General features: G+C 43.9%; 15 protein-coding genes. 10 read left to right on the top strand and 5 right to left on the bottom strand.

The annotated features are described in order from the left end of the window. The first annotated feature begins 20 nt into the window (after positions 1-20). A complete protein-coding gene (locus tag FTV18_RS12115; RefSeq protein ID WP_004781742.1) occupies positions 21-860 on the top strand; it encodes an HlyC/CorC family transporter in 840 nt (279 codons plus the stop codon). Next, on the top strand, positions 857-2,416 hold the full coding sequence (gene lnt / locus FTV18_RS12110; RefSeq protein ID WP_159123415.1) for an apolipoprotein N-acyltransferase: 1,560 nt from the start codon (positions 857-859) through the stop codon (positions 2,414-2,416). Before FTV18_RS12115 ends, lnt begins: the two co-directional genes overlap by 4 nt. Positions 2,417-2,509: 93 nt before the next feature. Here the strand turns inward: lnt and FTV18_RS12105 are convergent, their stop codons facing one another. The 3 genes from FTV18_RS12105 to gspF all read right to left on the bottom strand — a co-directional run bounded on the left by FTV18_RS12105 (position 2,510) and on the right by gspF (position 4,903). Beyond that, entirely contained in the window at positions 2,510-2,845 is a 336-nt protein-coding gene (locus FTV18_RS12105; protein WP_034705833.1) for a hypothetical protein, read from the bottom strand. Between the two features lie 284 nt (positions 2,846-3,129). Next, positions 3,130-3,627, bottom strand: coding sequence for a type II secretion system major pseudopilin GspG (gene gspG, locus FTV18_RS12100; protein WP_218945565.1), 498 nt, complete (start codon positions 3,625-3,627; stop codon positions 3,130-3,132). Between the two features lie 70 nt (positions 3,628-3,697). Further along, complete coding sequence (gene gspF, locus FTV18_RS12095; RefSeq protein WP_034705070.1) at positions 3,698-4,903, bottom strand: type II secretion system inner membrane protein GspF; 1,206 nt, start codon at positions 4,901-4,903, stop codon at positions 3,698-3,700. Positions 4,904-5,052: 149 nt separating this feature from the next. Between gspF and FTV18_RS12090 the strand changes: the two genes are divergently transcribed. The 8 genes from FTV18_RS12090 to FTV18_RS12055 all read left to right on the top strand — a co-directional run bounded on the left by FTV18_RS12090 (position 5,053) and on the right by FTV18_RS12055 (position 13,385). After that, on the top strand, positions 5,053-7,275 hold the full coding sequence (locus FTV18_RS12090) for a primosomal protein N' (protein WP_180018224.1): 2,223 nt from the start codon (positions 5,053-5,055) through the stop codon (positions 7,273-7,275). Between the two features lie 73 nt (positions 7,276-7,348). Beyond that, the gene (locus FTV18_RS12085) at positions 7,349-9,205 is read left to right on the top strand and encodes a cation:proton antiporter (RefSeq protein ID WP_180018221.1); all 1,857 of its coding nucleotides are present in this window, start codon (positions 7,349-7,351) and stop codon (positions 9,203-9,205) included. A 50-nt stretch (positions 9,206-9,255) separates the two neighbouring features. Then, on the top strand, positions 9,256-10,131 hold the full coding sequence (gene hslO, locus FTV18_RS12080; RefSeq protein ID WP_004781734.1) for an Hsp33 family molecular chaperone HslO: 876 nt from the start codon (positions 9,256-9,258) through the stop codon (positions 10,129-10,131). A 216-nt stretch (positions 10,132-10,347) separates the two neighbouring features. Continuing rightward, complete coding sequence (locus tag FTV18_RS12075) at positions 10,348-10,797, top strand: DUF2147 domain-containing protein (RefSeq protein ID WP_180018219.1); 450 nt, start codon at positions 10,348-10,350, stop codon at positions 10,795-10,797. A gap of 278 nt (positions 10,798-11,075) precedes the next feature. After that, a complete protein-coding gene (locus tag FTV18_RS12070; protein ID WP_159123421.1) occupies positions 11,076-11,537 on the top strand; it encodes a DUF2147 domain-containing protein in 462 nt (153 codons plus the stop codon). Between the two features lie 187 nt (positions 11,538-11,724). Then, positions 11,725-12,186: a DUF2147 domain-containing protein gene (locus FTV18_RS12065; protein ID WP_180002540.1), complete on the top strand. Its 462-nt coding sequence runs from the start codon at positions 11,725-11,727 to the stop codon at positions 12,184-12,186. A gap of 511 nt (positions 12,187-12,697) precedes the next feature. Beyond that, positions 12,698-13,027: a chaperone modulator CbpM gene (locus tag FTV18_RS12060; protein WP_004781729.1), complete on the top strand. Its 330-nt coding sequence runs from the start codon at positions 12,698-12,700 to the stop codon at positions 13,025-13,027. Positions 13,028-13,121: 94 nt separating this feature from the next. Then, positions 13,122-13,385, top strand: a complete 264-nt coding sequence (locus tag FTV18_RS12055) for a YdcH family protein (RefSeq protein WP_004781728.1) — start codon at positions 13,122-13,124, stop codon at positions 13,383-13,385. Positions 13,386-13,546: 161 nt separating this feature from the next. On the opposite strand, the gene pnp is transcribed toward FTV18_RS12055, so the two are convergent. Continuing rightward, complete coding sequence (gene pnp / locus FTV18_RS12050) at positions 13,547-15,634, bottom strand: polyribonucleotide nucleotidyltransferase (RefSeq protein WP_180018250.1); 2,088 nt, start codon at positions 15,632-15,634, stop codon at positions 13,547-13,549. Positions 15,635-15,883: 249 nt separating this feature from the next. Beyond that, positions 15,884-16,153 (bottom strand): 30S ribosomal protein S15, encoded by a 270-nt coding sequence (gene rpsO, locus FTV18_RS12045; RefSeq protein ID WP_004637724.1) that lies wholly within the window; start codon positions 16,151-16,153, stop codon positions 15,884-15,886. Between the last annotated feature and the right edge of the window lie 419 nt (positions 16,154-16,572).

The raw sequence follows: 16,572 nt of genomic DNA, 5'->3' as shown, positions 1-16,572 counted from the left end.
AAGAGTCTTTAGGAAAGATCATGCACGAGGAATCAGGCCCGTCGTGGGGTATGCGCGGCTTACGTAAATGGCTGGGAACTGCACCCGAAACTCGCGACGAACTGCTAAAATTAGTACAAGATTCACGTCGATTTTTAGAACCCGATACTGTTGCAATGCTGGAAGGCGTATTGGATCTGCCAGCCACCAAAATTCGTGAAGTCATGACGCCAAGAACGTCCATGATTAGCTTGCAGGAAGATGACCAACTTCTGGAAATTCTGCATGTTTTAGTTGAATCTGCGCATTCGCGATTCCCTGTGTTCTCATCGGATCAACCGGATAATGTAGTTGGTATTTTACTGGCCAAAGATCTGCTTCCTTTCCTGACCGAGCCTTCTTCCAAAGTCGATATTCGTGCCTTGATGCGTCAGCCGCTGTTTGTGCCGGAAAGTGCACGTTCGGATCAGGTTCTACGTATGCTGAAAAATACCCAGACTCATATTGCGGTAGTGATTGATGAGTACGGTACAACTTCAGGTCTGGTGACCCTAGAAGATATTCTCGAAGAAATTGTGGGTGAAATTGAAGACGAACATGATATTGCGGATGAAGAAGCACAATATATTGTTCCGGATCAAGACCCGAAGACAGCCAATACCTGGGTAGTACAAGCGCTGACGCCAATCGAGCATTTTAACAATATGCTAGATGCCAATTTCTCCGATGATGAAGTTGAAACCATGGGCGGTTTGTTATTACAAGAAATTGGTCTGGTAAATGATTTGGAAGGTCAGACGATTGAACTGGAAAACTGGCAATTTACCATTCTTGAGGCAGATTCACGTTCTATTCGTTTAATTCGAGCTGTGCGCCAATGAGAGCATATTTCGATAAGCTATTAAATCCAGCCCAGCAGCAAAAGCAGCTAGCCTTAATTTATCCTGTATTGATTGCCTTATTTGCCGGCGCTATTTTTAGCCTGGCACTGGCACCTTATCATTACTGGTGGCTGGCGATTCTGTCTCCTGCTTTATTGTATGCTTGCGTCCGTGGTCGTAGTGCGAAACAGGCCTTTGGCATTGGCTGGGCTTATGGGATTGGATTGTGGTTTGTGGGTGCATTCTGGCTCTATACCTCTATTCATGTGTATGGCGATACCAGTTCTTTCCTGAGCGTAATCATGATCCTGATCATGGCGATTGTCATGGGACTGTTTACTGCGCTTCAGACTTTCATTTATCGTCGATTTTTCCCAGAAACACCTCTTACCTTCGCACCACTTTGGGTGATCTTTGAATGGGCCAAAACCTGGGTATTTACCGGTTTCCCATGGTTATTTGCAGGTTACGCTTTTACTGAGCTTTATCTGGATGCCTATGCGCCTTTATTTGGTGTATTTGGGGTGTCCTTTGTAGTGATTGTTCTGGCCTGTGCGCTGGTTGAAATCTTAAGTAAACGGGTCTTCTGGATCGTGCCTTCTGCACTCTTGTTATTGGGTGCCTGGGGTGCTGCACAACTGACTTTCGTGCAAGAAAAAAATGAAAAGCCGCTCACCGTTTCTCTGATCCAGGGCAATATTCCTCAGGACCTGAAATGGTTAACTGAATATCAGGTAAAAACTCTGCTGATCTATGCCAATCTGAGCAAGACTGAATGGGGACGTGACCTAATTGTCTGGCCAGAATCTTCGATTCCGATGTTCCAGACCGACATCGAACCTTTCTTGGATGCCATGAAAGTTCAGGCAGAAAAATCTGGAACAGCTTGGGTCACAGGTATTCCGTTCTGGGATCTGGCTGAGTCACAGGAAGCAGGCACGCCAAAATATTACAATAGCATCATGGCGACCGGTAATGAGTCGAGTGGTTTGTATAAGAAGCAGCGTCTGGTGCCTTTTGGGGAATATATTCCACTTTCTGGCGCACTCAGCTGGGTACTGCCAGCTCTGCAAAACGACCCTTCGGTGAGTGGTTTCTCGCGTGGTGCGGATATCCAGAAACCATTAAATGTGAAAAACCATCCTTTAGGTGCAGCGATTTGCTATGAAGTGGCTTATCCAAACCTGACTCGTCGTAATGCCAGCCAAAGCGATTTTCTGGTGACCGTATCTAATGATGCTTGGTTTACTGGCACTGCCGGTCCACAGCAACATTTACAGATGGTACAAATGCGGGCCAAGGAAAATGGTCGCTGGTTTATTCGTGCTACCAATACTGGGGTAACTGCGTTCATCGACCACAATGGCCATATTGTGAAACGTGCACCTATGGATAAAGAAGCTATACTCCGCGGTGAGCTACCCGCCATGCAGGGTGAAACGCTCTACATGAAACTCAGCGACTGGCCAGTGCTGATTTTCTCCGTATTGCTCTTATTACTAGGTTGGCGCTTCCGCCCACGTAAAGTGGATATCAGCTTTAAGTCTAGAAGATAGTTCTCTCAAAAGCCCCTCTTTTAAAAAGAGAGGGGCGATAAAAAACCGAGGTTCATGCCTCGTTTTTTATCTATATATTTATTAAGAATGTTATTAAAACTGGATCACCAGATAAGATAACATGCTCGCCAGTGACAACATTGGAATATAACGATAGATCTGTACAATACCGTTTTCAAATGCAGAAGCCTGTTCTTGTTTAAACTGCACGACAGATGCTTTTAATGCTGACCAGAAGCATAGTACGAATAAGGTACTCATCATGCTAATGGCAAAGAAACCCACCATAATCTGGCTGCTGCCTTCAGTGGTCTGCCATAAATGCAAAATTCCTTGGCTGGCTGGAAGAATGCTTAAAACCAAAAGAACAGATTTCAGCATCGACCAATGAAACTGGTTTATTTCATCCGACAATATTAATGCTTTCATACCATTCTCCTTTGGCTAAAAAAGGGCCATTAAGAATATTATGAGCTATTTTTTGTAAATAGAAAGTCTATATTTATTCACATTTTACGATAATTGTAATAGATAAATATGGGAATAATTCTTATTATAACTATCAAATCATCAATATTATAGTAATAGCATTAAATTCAGTTATTTATATTATATTTTATGATTGAGAGTTATTATCACTTCACCCAATATTGAAACAATCAATCAAGTGAAGTGATATATTCAATAACCTACTAATTTATAATAATTATCAGTTAAGGTTGGTAATAAATATCAGCATCAGTTCCTTCGCCACCCGCCTGTCCATCAGCACCAAAAGAATACAAGTCGAAGGCACGGCCGTTAGTTCCCGGAATCACGTATTGCAGGTCATTATCCCAGCTGTCTTTTGGATAACCACCTTTCACATAGCCGCCTGGGAGCCAGTTCTTCGCTGTTGCCGGCTGATTTACCAGCGCATCCAGACCACCTTCCTGCATGCTTGGATATTTGCCATTGTCCAGCTTATATTGATCCAGTGAACCCGCAATACTTTGCAATTTGATGACTGTGGTATCCACTTTAGCCTTTTCACCGCGTCCCATTACATTTGGAACAATTAGGGCCGCAAGCACACCGAGAATAACAATAACCACCATTACTTCAATCAGGGTAAAACCTGAGGCACGATGGGCACGTAACTGGCTCACACGTACGGTAGGTTTAACAGCTGTAGTTGAAGGGGCTTTGGCTTGATTTGGATTCCTTTTCATTCAATATCTCTCATTCATCTTTAGAAAGTTTCAGGCACTTTCAATTCTTCGTAGACGTTACACATGTTATTTAAATCATATTATTCATATTGACGATTGGCAGCATCACCGCGATCACAATTACCAGCACAATACTGGCCATGAGTACCAGCATCAGCGGCTCCAGAAGCGCAAGTAATGTCGAAATCAGTGTGGTCACTTCCCGATCCTGCATGGTCGATGCCCGTTCCAGCATACGATCCAGCTCCCCCGAGGCTTCACCACTTTTGATCATTTGTACCATCATCGGGGGGAAATAACCACTACGTTCCAGCTGGGTAGCCAGGTTCCCGCCTTCAGTGACTTTTTCAGCAGCCAAATTAACCGAATCCCGGATCACCCAGTTATTACTTACCGCTGCCCCGATGCGTAAGGCATCCACCAATGGCACACCAGACTGAGTCAGAATCGATAGAGTACTGGCAAAACGGGCAGCATTAATGCCACGTGATAATTTTCCGAATAAAGGTAGTTTCAGAGTCAGACGATCAAAAGCATAATGCCCAGCCGTTGTTCTTAAAAACCGTACCAGAAGAAAAATACCTACCGCACTCCCTATCAATAAAAATGGCCACGCGATCCGGATAAAATCGCTGGCTTTCATTAAAGTCACTGTAATCCAAGGCAAGGCATCTTTACTTTGATCAAAGGTCTTGACGATATCCGGTACTACATAGGTCATCAGGCCCATCACAATTGCAAAAGACATCAAGAGCAAAATAATCGGATAGATCATCGCCCCTTGAATCTTTTTCTGCATAGCAAAACGGTTTTCGGTATAGTCAGCTAACTGATCCAGAATCAGGTCCAAGTGACCAGAACGTTCACCAGCCGCAATGGTGGCAATATACAGCTCTGGAAAACGTCCAGACTGTTGTAGCGCCTGAGCCAAGCTATGTCCTTCCAGCACTTTAGAACGTACTGACATCAGCAGATTTTGCACATGAACTTTTTCGCTCTGCTTGCCGACGGCGCGAATGGCTTCTTCCAGCGGAATTGCGGCAGCGACCAGTACCGAGAGTTGTCGGGTCATAAGAGCCAAATCATAAGCAGTAATGCTTTTTTCAAACCATTTGCGACGGTAGTGCTGGTCTTTTTTCTCAACCGGATCTACAGAGACCGGAATCAGCGCCTGATCCCGAAGCTGTTGCCGGATTTGTCGTGCTGAATCCCCCTCAAGCACGCCTTTTTGCTGCTTCCCTGAAGCGTCAAGCGCAGTAAACTGATATGCAGGCATTGTAATGCTCTAATTTTCCAAAATTTTGCTTAACGCTGTTGCGTCAGACCATCAAAATCATTCATATTCTTCAATATAAATTATCTGCTCACTCTAACATAACTGAACTTTGAGCACGACGAAATTTCATCAGGACCCACTCTGTTACTATGCCAAATTCTGTTCCCGTTACTGCCCCTATTTATCGTGTTCGTGTTGCAGTGCCGGTGCATCTGTTTGACTGTTTTGACTATAGCTTGAGTCAGGAACAATATCAGCAGGCAGAAGTGGGTGCCCGAGTCGCGGTTTCTTTTGGCCGGCAAAATCTGGTCGGCGTGATTACTGAAAAATTACCGCTAGATGCTCCGATTGATCCCAGTTTCAAACTGAAAGCAATTACCGAGCTTTTAGATGACCGTGCCATTATCAATTCCCAGGTTTTAAGTGTATTGACCTGGTCAGCACAGTATTACCAGTTTCCTATCGGGGAAGTGATCCAGACTGCCTTGCCGACCTTATTGCGTCAGGGCAAACCTTATAACCTGCTGGCCCGAAACTGGAAATTGCTGGATCATGAGGCTGAAGCCAAGGTTCGCCGTTCCGAGAGGCAACAGGAAGCCTATCGGATTCTAAAACTACATCCGGTGGGAACAACTGAGAATCTCTTAAATCTGGCCGGAATAGAAACAGCGACTTTAAAAGCGCTCGAAAAAAAAGGGATTTGCGAATGTGTACTGGAAGCACAGGATTTTAGCCCGCAACCTGTACAACTGGCCCAGATGCCATTAACGGCCAATCCGGAACAAAAGCATGCGATTCAGCAAGTGCTGAAATACCGCAAGCAATATCAGGCCTTTTTACTTGATGGCCTGACTGGCAGCGGCAAAACTGAAGTCTATCTTCAGATCATGGAACAAGTACTTAAACAGGGCAAGCAGGTACTGGTACTAGTACCTGAAATCGGACTGACGCCACAAACGATTAGCCGCTTTCAGTCCCGTTTCCATTGTCATATTGCCCTGCTTCACTCTGGCCTGAATGACAGTAAACGCTTACAAGCCTGGCAAGCCGCTGAAACCGGTAAAGCTTCCATTGTGCTTGGCACCCGTTCTGCGATTTATACACCGATGCCGAATCTGGGTTTGATCATTCTGGATGAAGAGCATGACCTGTCTTTTAAACAGCAGGAAGGCTTTCGCTATCATGCCCGTGATGTGGCATTGTACCGGGGACATTTACAGCAATGTCCAGTCCTCTTGGGTTCGGCAACACCCAGCATTGACAGTTATGCACTGGTGCAGCAAGGTAAAATGCAGGTACTGGAACTGAATCAACGCGCGGGTACAGCGCTAATGCCGAAAATCCATATTCTGGATTTAAAAGTAGCGCCAAAGCAGCATGGCATCAGCCTGCATCTGATTGAAGAAATCAAAAAGCGCCTGGCTAAAAAAGAACAGGTACTCATTTTCCTGAATCGTCGTGGTTATGCGCCCGTACTGATTTGTGGCAGTTGTGGCTGGCAGGCGCAGTGTCCGAACTGTGATGCCAATTTCACTGTGCACCGGCAACCTTATCAACATCTGCATTGTCATCATTGCGGCACCATTCATCGTATGCCTGAACAGTGTCCGCAATGCCAGCATCAGGAGTTGGCCACTTTAGGCATGGGGACTGGAAAAGTTGAAGAACATCTGAATGAGCTTTTTCCAGATTTTGAAGTGATCCGGGTCGATCGCGACTCAACCAGCCGGGTCGGTAGTTGGCAAAAGATCTATGACAAGATTCAGAAAAGTGAGCCTGCGATTCTGCTCGGCACGCAGATGCTCGCCAAAGGCCATCATTTTCCTTATGTCACGCTGGTTGCAATTTTGGATATCGATTCTGGTCTTCTTAGCGTTGATTTCCGGGCCACAGAACGTACAGCACAATTGATCGTACAGGTCGCAGGTCGTGCAGGACGTGGGGAACATAAAGGGGATGTATATTTACAGACCCTAAGACCTGATCATGCGCTGCTGAATACCTTAGTCACTGAAAATTACCGCGCTTTTGCCAAGCAGACTTTGACCGAACGGCAAATCGCCCAGATGCCTCCTTTTCGTTATGCCGTGCTGATTCGCTGTGAATCCAAAGATCAGGCACAAAATACCGAATTCTTACAGAAACATGCTGCCCTGCTCAGGCAATATCCCGATCTGGTGCTGGACATCTGGGGTCCCATTCCTGCCCCGATGGAACGCAAAGCCGGACGCTATCAATCCCATATGGTGCTATTGTCCGCAGACCGTGCCCGTTTGCATTATTATGTCCGTAGCTGGTGGCAAAACCTGTTACAGGATAAGCCATCCAATATGAAGCTGACACTGGATATCGATCCACAAGAACTCAGCTAAAATATTGAGACCATCTTCATTTGATAAAGGCTCAACTTTAAGACTGGATGAAAATAAAATTTAAGGCGGAAAAATGTCGATACTGTTACAAATAGCGCTGGTTCTGGCGATTGCACTGTTCATGGTGCCACTGAGCCATAAACTCAGACTGCCAACAGTGCTGGGCTATTTACTGACAGGTTTAATCATTGGGTCGAGTGCCTTAGCGCTGATCTCTGCTCCTGAGGTGATGCAGACTTTTATTCAAATCAGCCTGTTGGCCCTAATGTTCTGGATTGGTCTGCAACTCAGACCACAACGAATTCTTCAGCTTGGGCAACCCCTGTGGTTTATGGCCATTTTACAGGTACTGAGCACGGCCCTGATTTTGAGCCTGCTGGCCTGGTTCTTTCTCGATCAGCATCTGGTTTCCAGCATTGTCATCGGACTGGCCGGCAGCCTCTCTGCCATGACGTTGGTGACCCAGTTTTTAAATAATCAGCAACAACTGGCGACCAGTTATGGTCAATCCGCTTATGCCAACACCCTGATTCATGCACTGATTGCAATTCCTATCATTGCAGCGATTCCGCTTTTTGCTGGGGTCAGTTCAACAGAACATGGCATAGCTTATTTTGCTGCCATGATGGCTACCTTTACTGGCTTATTTCTATGTAACCGCTATTTCATGCAGCCGCTCTATCGCTGGATTGCCAAAAGTGGTCGTCATGAATTGCATAGCATTGTTACCATTGTCATTTTCTTGGGCTTACTAGTCCTGATGGATACGCTGGGACTGAATCTGTACCTGGCAGCATTATTTTCCGGTATGTTACTGGCAGATTCTGATTTCCGGATTTCGATTGAAAAGAGTCTGCAGCCTTTTAGCGGTTTATTGATTGGGTTGGCTTTTATCAGTCTGGGCATGTCATTGCAGTTTGCCGATGTGCTGACGCAACCCGTATTGATTATTGCCGGAACACTTTCGCTGATCCTGATTAAATTTGCGATTACCTTAGGATTGGCACGTTATTATCAGCATAGTTGGCGCAACAGTACGCTACTGGCCGCCAGTGTGGCACAAAGTGGTGAGTTCGCTTTTCTGGCACTCATCATTGCGCTTTCGCAGCAGATCGTTACTCCAACCCTGCTCTCCCCATTGATGTGGATGGCAAGTTTATCCATGCTACTCACACCGGCATTTTACTGGTTATTGCATAACCAGATTCTGCCACGACTGGATCGGCAAAATCATTTGGCAGCGACCTTTGACATTGAAAGCCTTCCACCAAATACCACACCAATTTTATTAATCGGTTTTGGCCGTTTTGGCCAGATCATTGCCCGTATTTTGCTGCAACAGCAGCAAAAATTCAGTGTAATGGACAGCAATATCGAAGCAACTGAATTGCTGACCTCTTACGGTATTACCTTCTATCAGGCCAATGCGACTGAGCCAGAGGCTTTAGCTCAGGCACATCTGGATACGGTTCAGCATGTGATTGTCGCCATTGATGATATTGAAGATTCACTGCTGACCGTCCGACATCTGCGCTTAAATTATCCTGACATGTCTTTATGGGTACGGGCACGTAACCGGCATCATGTCCATTTACTTCAGGAGCTGGGCGTGGAACAAATCTGGCGAGAAACCTATGCTTCTGCACTAGAACTAAGTCAGTGTCTGCTAGTTCAGCTGAGCGGACTGTCTGAAGAACAGGCGCAACAAAAGATCCATGAGTTTCATACTCATGATCAGAAACTGCTCAATCGTCAATTTCATCCGGATACGGAGAGTCCGTTTAATTTCGCAGGCTCAAGGAATACACTGGCAGAACTGGAGCATCTTCTTGCTCAGGATCAGCTAAAAAAAGCACCAGAACAGGATACGGACACGCAACAGGACAACAACGCTTCAGGAATTGATGCCATAAGAGATGATCTGGCATAACTTGTGTTTTACAATAATGCCACCATTAAAGCAGGGTTATGGAGAATTTTATGTCTGATTTACGCCAACGCTTTTTTATTGAAGATAGCCCTGTTCGTGGTGAAGTGGTGCATCTTGAAGAAGCTTTACAAACAATTTTGGCCCAGCGTGACTATGCGCCTGCAGTAAAAATCCTGTTAGGTGAAATGCTGAGCGCCACTGCACTATTGGCCAGCACCCTGAAAATTAAAGGGCGTATCAGCCTACAAATTCAGGCTTCAGGCACATTTAAATGGGCAATGGCTGAATGTAACCATCGCGGTGAAGTACGTGCACTGGCGGATTACGAAGAAGATCCACACTTTCAGGCAGCAGAAGATAGCAGCACAGTTTTAAAATCACTGACTAATCCAGTGCTGTTTATCAATATCGAGCCTGAATTTGGTGAACGTTATCAGGGTATTGTTCCGCTTGATCAGGAAAATCTGGCTGGCTGTCTGATGCAATATTATGACCTGTCTGCCCAGATTCCTACACGTATCGTGCTGGCCAGTGACAACAACCGTGCAGGTGGTTTGCTGATTCAATTGCTACCGCGTAACAGTGAAGAAGAACAACGCCGTGTCGATGAAGACTTATGGCCACGTCTGACCATGCTGACTGAAACATTAAAAACAGAAGAACTGGTCACTCTGGAGGCCAATGAAATTCTCTATCGTTTATATAACGAAGAAGAAGTGCGCTTACCAGAAGTAGAACATTTGCAGTTTGGCTGTACCTGTTCTAAAGAACGTTGTGCGATTGCCTTACAGCAGATTGGTGTAGAATCGGTTCGTGAAACTTTAGAATTCCAGAATCCAATTGAGATGGACTGTCAGTTCTGTAATAGCCGTTATATTTTTACGGCTGAAGAAGCTTTGAGCCTGTTTGGTGAACACCTCAGTTAATAACAGCCCCTGCTCGACTCAAAAAAAGCACTCAATATTGAGTGCTTTTTTCATTTTATATTTTCATAAAATATTGACCAAAATTCCTCATAAAAAAAAGACAAATGTACTTAATTTCAAGCTTGCCTCATGATTAAAATTTGCACACCGATAGAATCAGAAGATCAACGGTATTTTCAAAGTAAAAAATCAAAAAAAATAAGTGGAAGATTTTAAATGAAATTTCGATATTTAATGGGTGTGATGTTATGTGCTGCGCAGAGCTTCAGCTATGCAGCCGAAATCATGGGGACATGGAAAGCCATTGATGACAAAACGGGCTATGCGCGTGCTGATGTTGAAATCAGTAAACTCAATGATGGTACTTATCAGGGGAAAGTCGTTCGTATCCATGCCATTCCAAATCGTCTCGCACATACCCATTGCTCTAAATGTAAGGGGGCACTGAAAGACGTACCTATTCTGGGTCTATCTGTCTTATCAGGTCTAAAACCAAATCCAGAAAAGAAAAATGAATTCGTTAATGGTTCAATTCTCGATCCACTAACCGGCAATATCTATAAAAGTAAGGCAACGCTGAATTCCCGAGGCAATGTGCTAACGCTTCGTGGCTATGTAGGTACACCCATGCTCGGACGTACAGTGTCTTGGGTGAAAGTCGAGTAAATCTCATGTTTTTATAAATTCTCATCTGTAAGCTGTCTGGCCAGATCAAAGGCTTGGACAGCTTAAAATCATTATCTTTATCCCATTCCTTATCACGTAAATACTTACTCATTCTCATCATGCTGAATGAACGTAATTTTTAACTCATATTCATTTTTCTTAATTTAATGTGATTATTGACTGGTATTTAGTGTATTTTTCACGCTATATTAATCCCATAATTTTTTTATGCCTTTAAGAAGTTAAATATATTTTCAATAGCATGGGGTAATGTGGCAATGAGATTCAAACTGCTTTGTTCTATCATTCTTACAGCAGCAAGCACCATCAGTCTATCTGCTTTCGCCAACAGTGACCCATTACTTGGCCACTGGAAAACCATTGATGACCGTACTGGTTATTCCCTGGCAGATGTGGTGATTAGTAAGGATGCTCAGAATCACTATATTGCCAAAATTGTGCATGTTCGTGAGATTCCAGGGGCAGCTCGACAGCAGACTTGCACCCTATGCAAAGGCGCATTGAAGGATCAGCCGCTCATTGGACTGACGATGCTTAAGGGACTGAGTAGTCATCCCGAGCATAGCAATGAATTTATTAACGGCACTCTGCTCGACCCAGTTTCTGGTCAGCTTTATCAGGCTCGTGCCCGCCTGAAAAATAATGGCAGGCATCTTGCCATTCATAGTCGTGCTGAAGGTGCACCGGTCGGACGCAATATGACCTGGATTAAAAACTAGTTTCGAATTCAGAGTATTAATAAAAGCTCCTTAGGAGCTTTTTTATTTTAGGTCATGTGATAATTCACATGAATTCATTAATTTTATGCCAATCTCATCACATTTTGTGCTATTGATTTCGTTACATTTTATGAATAAATTAGAGTAATAAATCTAATACGAATAATCATTGATCAACAGGCATGTTATGAAGAAAATTTTAAGTCGCTTAATGATGGGGATCACATTGGCAACAGCAGCAGGTTTAAGCTTTGCTTCTGAAGATCCACTACTGGGGAAATGGAAGACTATCGATGATCAATCCGGTTATTCTCGTGCTGATGTCGAAATCCGTAAAAAACCAGATGGCAGCTATGAGGGAATTATCGTAGAAACCCGTAGCCTGCCAGGTGCAGAAAGACTGGGAATCTGTAGCAAATGTCCAGGACAGCTTAAGAATAAACCATTTATTGGCTTGCCATTTATCTGGGATTTTAAGGCAGACCCCAAAAAACCTCGCGAATTCCATGATGGCAAGATACTTGATCCAATCAGCGGTAAAGTTTACAAAGGTAAAGCACGTTTAAGCGCCAATGGCAAACGCCTGACCCTGCGTGGTTATGTAGGCGTTTCGGTTATCGGACGCAGTGTGACCTGGATAAAATACTAATTTTTGTCAGTTTTCCATGCCCCTGTTTCAGGGGCTTTTTTAATGGTTATGATTTGAAACAATTAAGTACAAATAAAAACTGTTTCCCTTAGCGCAAACTCATAATAATGAATTGAAGACGGTTATTTTTTATTCACACAATGATCTATCTTCAGCTGCAATTCAATCTGCTAAGGACTCTGAAACGGAGTATTCATGCGACATGTATTCCTCAATTCATAGGCATGGGTAAATGTGTGTTGCAAACAGCGGATGGTTTGCAAATGACAGATAAAACTATAAAAACAGATGCCCGCCTAGATCTTTGTTTCCCTGCTCAGACTGAGCTGTTCAGGTTCAAGCAGGATTTCCATAGGATAGGAGTTCCTCTTCTAGGCAGGATGCTGGTTCAACTAGCATCTCATACCGTTAGGGCACAGCGCAGCGGCCATAAAATATTATGGCATTCCCCTACTTCAGGACGACCTTCCTTTCTGAATGTCTCAAGCCTGGCTGTTTAAGGAGTAGAGCTATGACTACAATTCAATATAGAGAAAACTTTTCCAACGGTTATATCCCCTCTGAAATCATGGATGATCGTACCTTTGATTTGTTCCACTTTTCTGAAGCATGTGGCCAAAGTCCGGAATGGGTGATGCAACTCATTGAACATGGAATTTTGCCGAACCGTTCTAAAACGCATCCTGGTACCTTCCTCGGGGAAGATATTACTCGAGCACAACGGGCTTACCGTTTGCAGCGTGATTTTGATGCTTCCTTTAGTGCCGTTGCCATGATGCTGGATCTCATTGATGAAGTGCAGGAATTACGTCGTGAGGTGAAACATCTGCATTTCAAGTAATGCGTTTTAATGTCCGGTCTGCTTGAGTTAGATCAATGCGGACTAGGGCATATTTTGCTTTTTTTCTTTTATTTTTTGAGTGATAAATATCCCTATGAAAACCAAAGACTGCAATAAAAAGATCAAATATATGTTCCCAGAATACCGTGATTTAATTGTGCAATTACGTGAGGAAAATCCGTACTTTGCCCGACTGTTTGAGGAACATAGTGAATTGGACAAACAGATTAGCCAGCTTGAACTCGATCCAGTCAATCATATCAATGATGATATCGATGCGATTAAACGCAAAAAACTAAAACTGAAAGACGAGATTTATCGCATGCTGAAAAACTCTGAAGCCGATCCGCTTACCTAAATGAGAACAGCTTTCTCAACCAAGAATGTTTCAATATAAGGTTTAATCATCCGTTTTATCTACAATGTGATTATTAAATGATTTCGGTTCTTAAATAAAGAATCTGTCCAAATAAAAAAGCCCGCATGATGCAGGCTTTTTCAGACTTAAAAGTAATCGAATTATGCTTGTTCGATGTCTTTCATGGTCAATTTAATACGACCACGGTTGTCAACGTCAGCAACTTGTACTTTCACTTCCTGACCTTCTTTCAATACGTCAGCCACGTTGGCAATACGTTCGTTAGAGATTTGAGAAATATGAAGCAGACCGTCAGTACCTGGCAGGATGTTCACGAATGCACCGAATTCAACGATACGAATCACTTTACCTGTGTAGATTGTGCCTGGCTCAACTTCAGCAGTCAGTGCCTGGATTTTTGCAATCGCAGCCTGTGCAGCAGCTTTAGTTTCACCAAATACGCGTACTGTACCGTTATCTTCGATGTCAATCGCAGCTTTAGTTTCTTCAGTGATTTGACGGATAGTCGCACCACCTTTACCAATCACGTCACGGATCTTGTCAGGGTTGATGTTGATCACTTGAAAAGTCGGCGCGTGCATAGAAATTTCTGGACGAGCACGTGAAATTACTTGATTCATCGCGTTCAGGATGTGCATACGACCTGCATAAGCCTGGTTCAATGCAACTTCCATGATCTCTTCAGTAATACCTTCGATCTTGATGTCCATTTGCAGCGCAGTAATACCGTTAGCAGAACCCGCTACTTTAAAGTCCATATCACCAAGATGGTCTTCATCACCCAGGATGTCAGAAAGTACTGCGAAACGTTCGCCTTCTTTCACTAGACCCATTGCGATACCCGCAACTGGTGCTTTAAGTGGAACACCGGCATCCATCAAGGATAGAGAAGCACCACATACAGATGCCATTGAAGATGAACCATTAGATTCAGTGATGTCAGATACGATACGGATTACGTACGGGAAGCGGTCAGCTGCTGGAAGCACGGCTTGAACACCACGACGAGCCAGACGGCCATGACCGATTTCACGACGTTTAGGACCAGACTCACGACCTGTTTCACCTACAGAATATGCAGGGAAGTTGTAGTGAAGCATGAAGTTGTCAGTTTTAGTACCAGCCAAGGTATCTACCATCAACGCATCACGAGTATTACCCAGAGTAGTAGTGACCAATGCCTGAGTTTCACCACGTGTGAATAATGCAGAACCGTGAGCACGGTCTAATACGCCAACTTGTACGTCAAGGGCACGAACAGTTTTAGTATCACGACCGTCAATACGTGGTTTACCAGACAGGATGTTGTCACGTACGGTGCGGTATTTAAGATCTTCAAATAATTCGTTTACATCATCAGCAAGACCAGTTTCGTCACCTTCTGGAACGAACTGAGCTAGCGCTTCTGCTTGAAGTGCATCAAGTGCTGCATAACGGTCTTGTTTCACCGCAATGGTATATGCTTCAGAGATTTTCGCTTCGAATGCTTCTTTCAGTTTTGCACGAAGGTCTTCGTTTTTCTCAGGAGCAATCCAAGTTGATTCTTTCGCACCAGCTGCGGTCGCGAATTCTTTGATTGCTTGGATCGCGATTTGCATTTCATCATGACCGAACAATACTGCACCCAGCATTTGGTCTTCTGAAAGTTCTTTCGCTTCTGATTCAACCATCAGTACTGCAGATTCCGTACCTGCAACGACAAGATCAAGATCACTTTCTTTCAATTGTTCAAAGCTTGGGTTTAGAACGTATTCACCGTTGATCAGACCCACACGTGCCGCACCGATTGGACCACGGAATGGTGTACCTGCAATCGCAAGTGCTGCAGAAGTACCCAGCATTGCTGCAATGTCAGCTTCCATAGTCTTGTCAGAAGATACAACAGTCGCAGTCACCTGGATTTCGTTATAGTAACCTTCTGGGAACAATGGACGGATTGGACGGTCGATCAGACGTGAAATCAGCGTTTCAGCTTCAGATGCACGGCCTTCACGTTTACCGTAACCACCAGGAATACGGCCAGCTGCATATTGTTTTTCTTGATAGTTAACAGTCAGTGGGAAAAAGTCTTGACCTGCTTTAGCAGTTGGTTGAGCAACAACAGCAACTAATACAGTTACGCCGCCCATGGTAATCAATACGGTATTGGCCTGACGCGCAACACGACCTGTTTCTAGGACAACCTGATGTTGGCCAAATTGGAATTCTTTACGAACAATATTAAACATCGACATGTTTTATTTTTTCCTGATTTTATTCTAGTGGAGACCCCTAAGGTTTGGCATTCACGTCCAAATGGACGGGTAAATGACAAAGCTTAGAAGCCGACCTCACCAGAAATAAACACTATTTTTAAACACAAAGAAGGAGCGAACATTCGCCCCTTCCCCTGATCTAGCCAAAGGCTAAACCGACTTTAGTTTTCAGCTGTAAAGCATAAGGCATGCAATAAACCCGAAAATAAAGTTTAAATCGAATTAACGACGTAAACCTAAAGCACCGATCAATGCAACATAACGACCGTGGTCTTTACCATTTAGGTAGTCAAGAAGCTTACGACGTTGGTTAACCATACGGATCAGACCGCGACGGCTATGGTGGTCGTGTTTGTGCTCTTTAAAGTGACCTTGTAAGTCATTGATTTGAGCAGTTAAAAGAGCTACTTGAACTTCTGGTGAACCAGTGTCGTTTTCAGCGCGAGCAAATTTAGCAATGATCTCTGCGCGATCTGCGTTTGTTAAAGCCATTCGATTTCTCCGAGATGCTTATATATCTTGATAAAAATCAAAGTAATGAGAATTCAATACATTGACTGCCGTGCATCACTACAGCAAGTTGCATATTTTAAGGGAAATTGCGTCAGATTGCAAAAATAGATCATGAATTTTGAGGGTGTCGGCTGTCAGCTGTCTTTGCTTATTCGCTGATATGAATAAATCCCATATGGTTCAATTTATACATAATTTCAGGAATTAGACCTGATCTGGCTTATGAGGAGCTGTTTAGATAACTGCAGAAATTAACTGATCTTTTTATATTTAACCCGAATCGCGGATAAAAAATTGACTTGAAAAATAAGAGGACTAGAGCCATCAGTTGAGTTACCACACAAAACTTAAAACTCTAGTCCCGATGTTTAATAGTACCGAATTATTTTGCGTAATTG

This window comes from Acinetobacter sp. YH12241, assembly GCF_013417535.1.
GTDB lineage: Bacteria > Pseudomonadota > Gammaproteobacteria > Pseudomonadales > Moraxellaceae > Acinetobacter.
The sequence above is the reverse complement of the archived record's forward strand: the minus strand, read 5'-3'. Positions and strand labels throughout refer to the sequence as shown.

Excerpts from the sequence above, each read along its gene's own strand:
- FTV18_RS12115 (WP_004781742.1), top strand. The coding sequence starts at position 21 with ATGCACGAGGAATCAGGCCCGTCGTGGGGTATGCGCGGCTTACGTAAA.
- lnt (WP_159123415.1), top strand. The coding sequence starts at position 857 with ATGAGAGCATATTTCGATAAGCTATTAAATCCAGCCCAGCAGCAAAAG.
- FTV18_RS12105 (WP_034705833.1), bottom strand. The coding sequence starts at position 2,845 with ATGAAAGCATTAATATTGTCGGATGAAATAAACCAGTTTCATTGGTCG.
- gspG (WP_218945565.1), bottom strand. The coding sequence starts at position 3,627 with ATGAAAAGGAATCCAAATCAAGCCAAAGCCCCTTCAACTACAGCTGTT.
- gspF (WP_034705070.1), bottom strand. The coding sequence starts at position 4,903 with ATGCCTGCATATCAGTTTACTGCGCTTGACGCTTCAGGGAAGCAGCAA.
- FTV18_RS12090 (WP_180018224.1), top strand. The coding sequence starts at position 5,053 with ATGCCAAATTCTGTTCCCGTTACTGCCCCTATTTATCGTGTTCGTGTT.
- FTV18_RS12085 (WP_180018221.1), top strand. The coding sequence starts at position 7,349 with ATGTCGATACTGTTACAAATAGCGCTGGTTCTGGCGATTGCACTGTTC.
- hslO (WP_004781734.1), top strand. The coding sequence starts at position 9,256 with ATGTCTGATTTACGCCAACGCTTTTTTATTGAAGATAGCCCTGTTCGT.
- FTV18_RS12075 (WP_180018219.1), top strand. The coding sequence starts at position 10,348 with ATGAAATTTCGATATTTAATGGGTGTGATGTTATGTGCTGCGCAGAGC.
- FTV18_RS12070 (WP_159123421.1), top strand. The coding sequence starts at position 11,076 with ATGAGATTCAAACTGCTTTGTTCTATCATTCTTACAGCAGCAAGCACC.
- FTV18_RS12065 (WP_180002540.1), top strand. The coding sequence starts at position 11,725 with ATGAAGAAAATTTTAAGTCGCTTAATGATGGGGATCACATTGGCAACA.
- FTV18_RS12060 (WP_004781729.1), top strand. The coding sequence starts at position 12,698 with ATGACTACAATTCAATATAGAGAAAACTTTTCCAACGGTTATATCCCC.
- FTV18_RS12055 (WP_004781728.1), top strand. The coding sequence starts at position 13,122 with ATGAAAACCAAAGACTGCAATAAAAAGATCAAATATATGTTCCCAGAA.
- pnp (WP_180018250.1), bottom strand. The coding sequence starts at position 15,634 with ATGTTTAATATTGTTCGTAAAGAATTCCAATTTGGCCAACATCAGGTT.
- rpsO (WP_004637724.1), bottom strand. The coding sequence starts at position 16,153 with ATGGCTTTAACAAACGCAGATCGCGCAGAGATCATTGCTAAATTTGCT.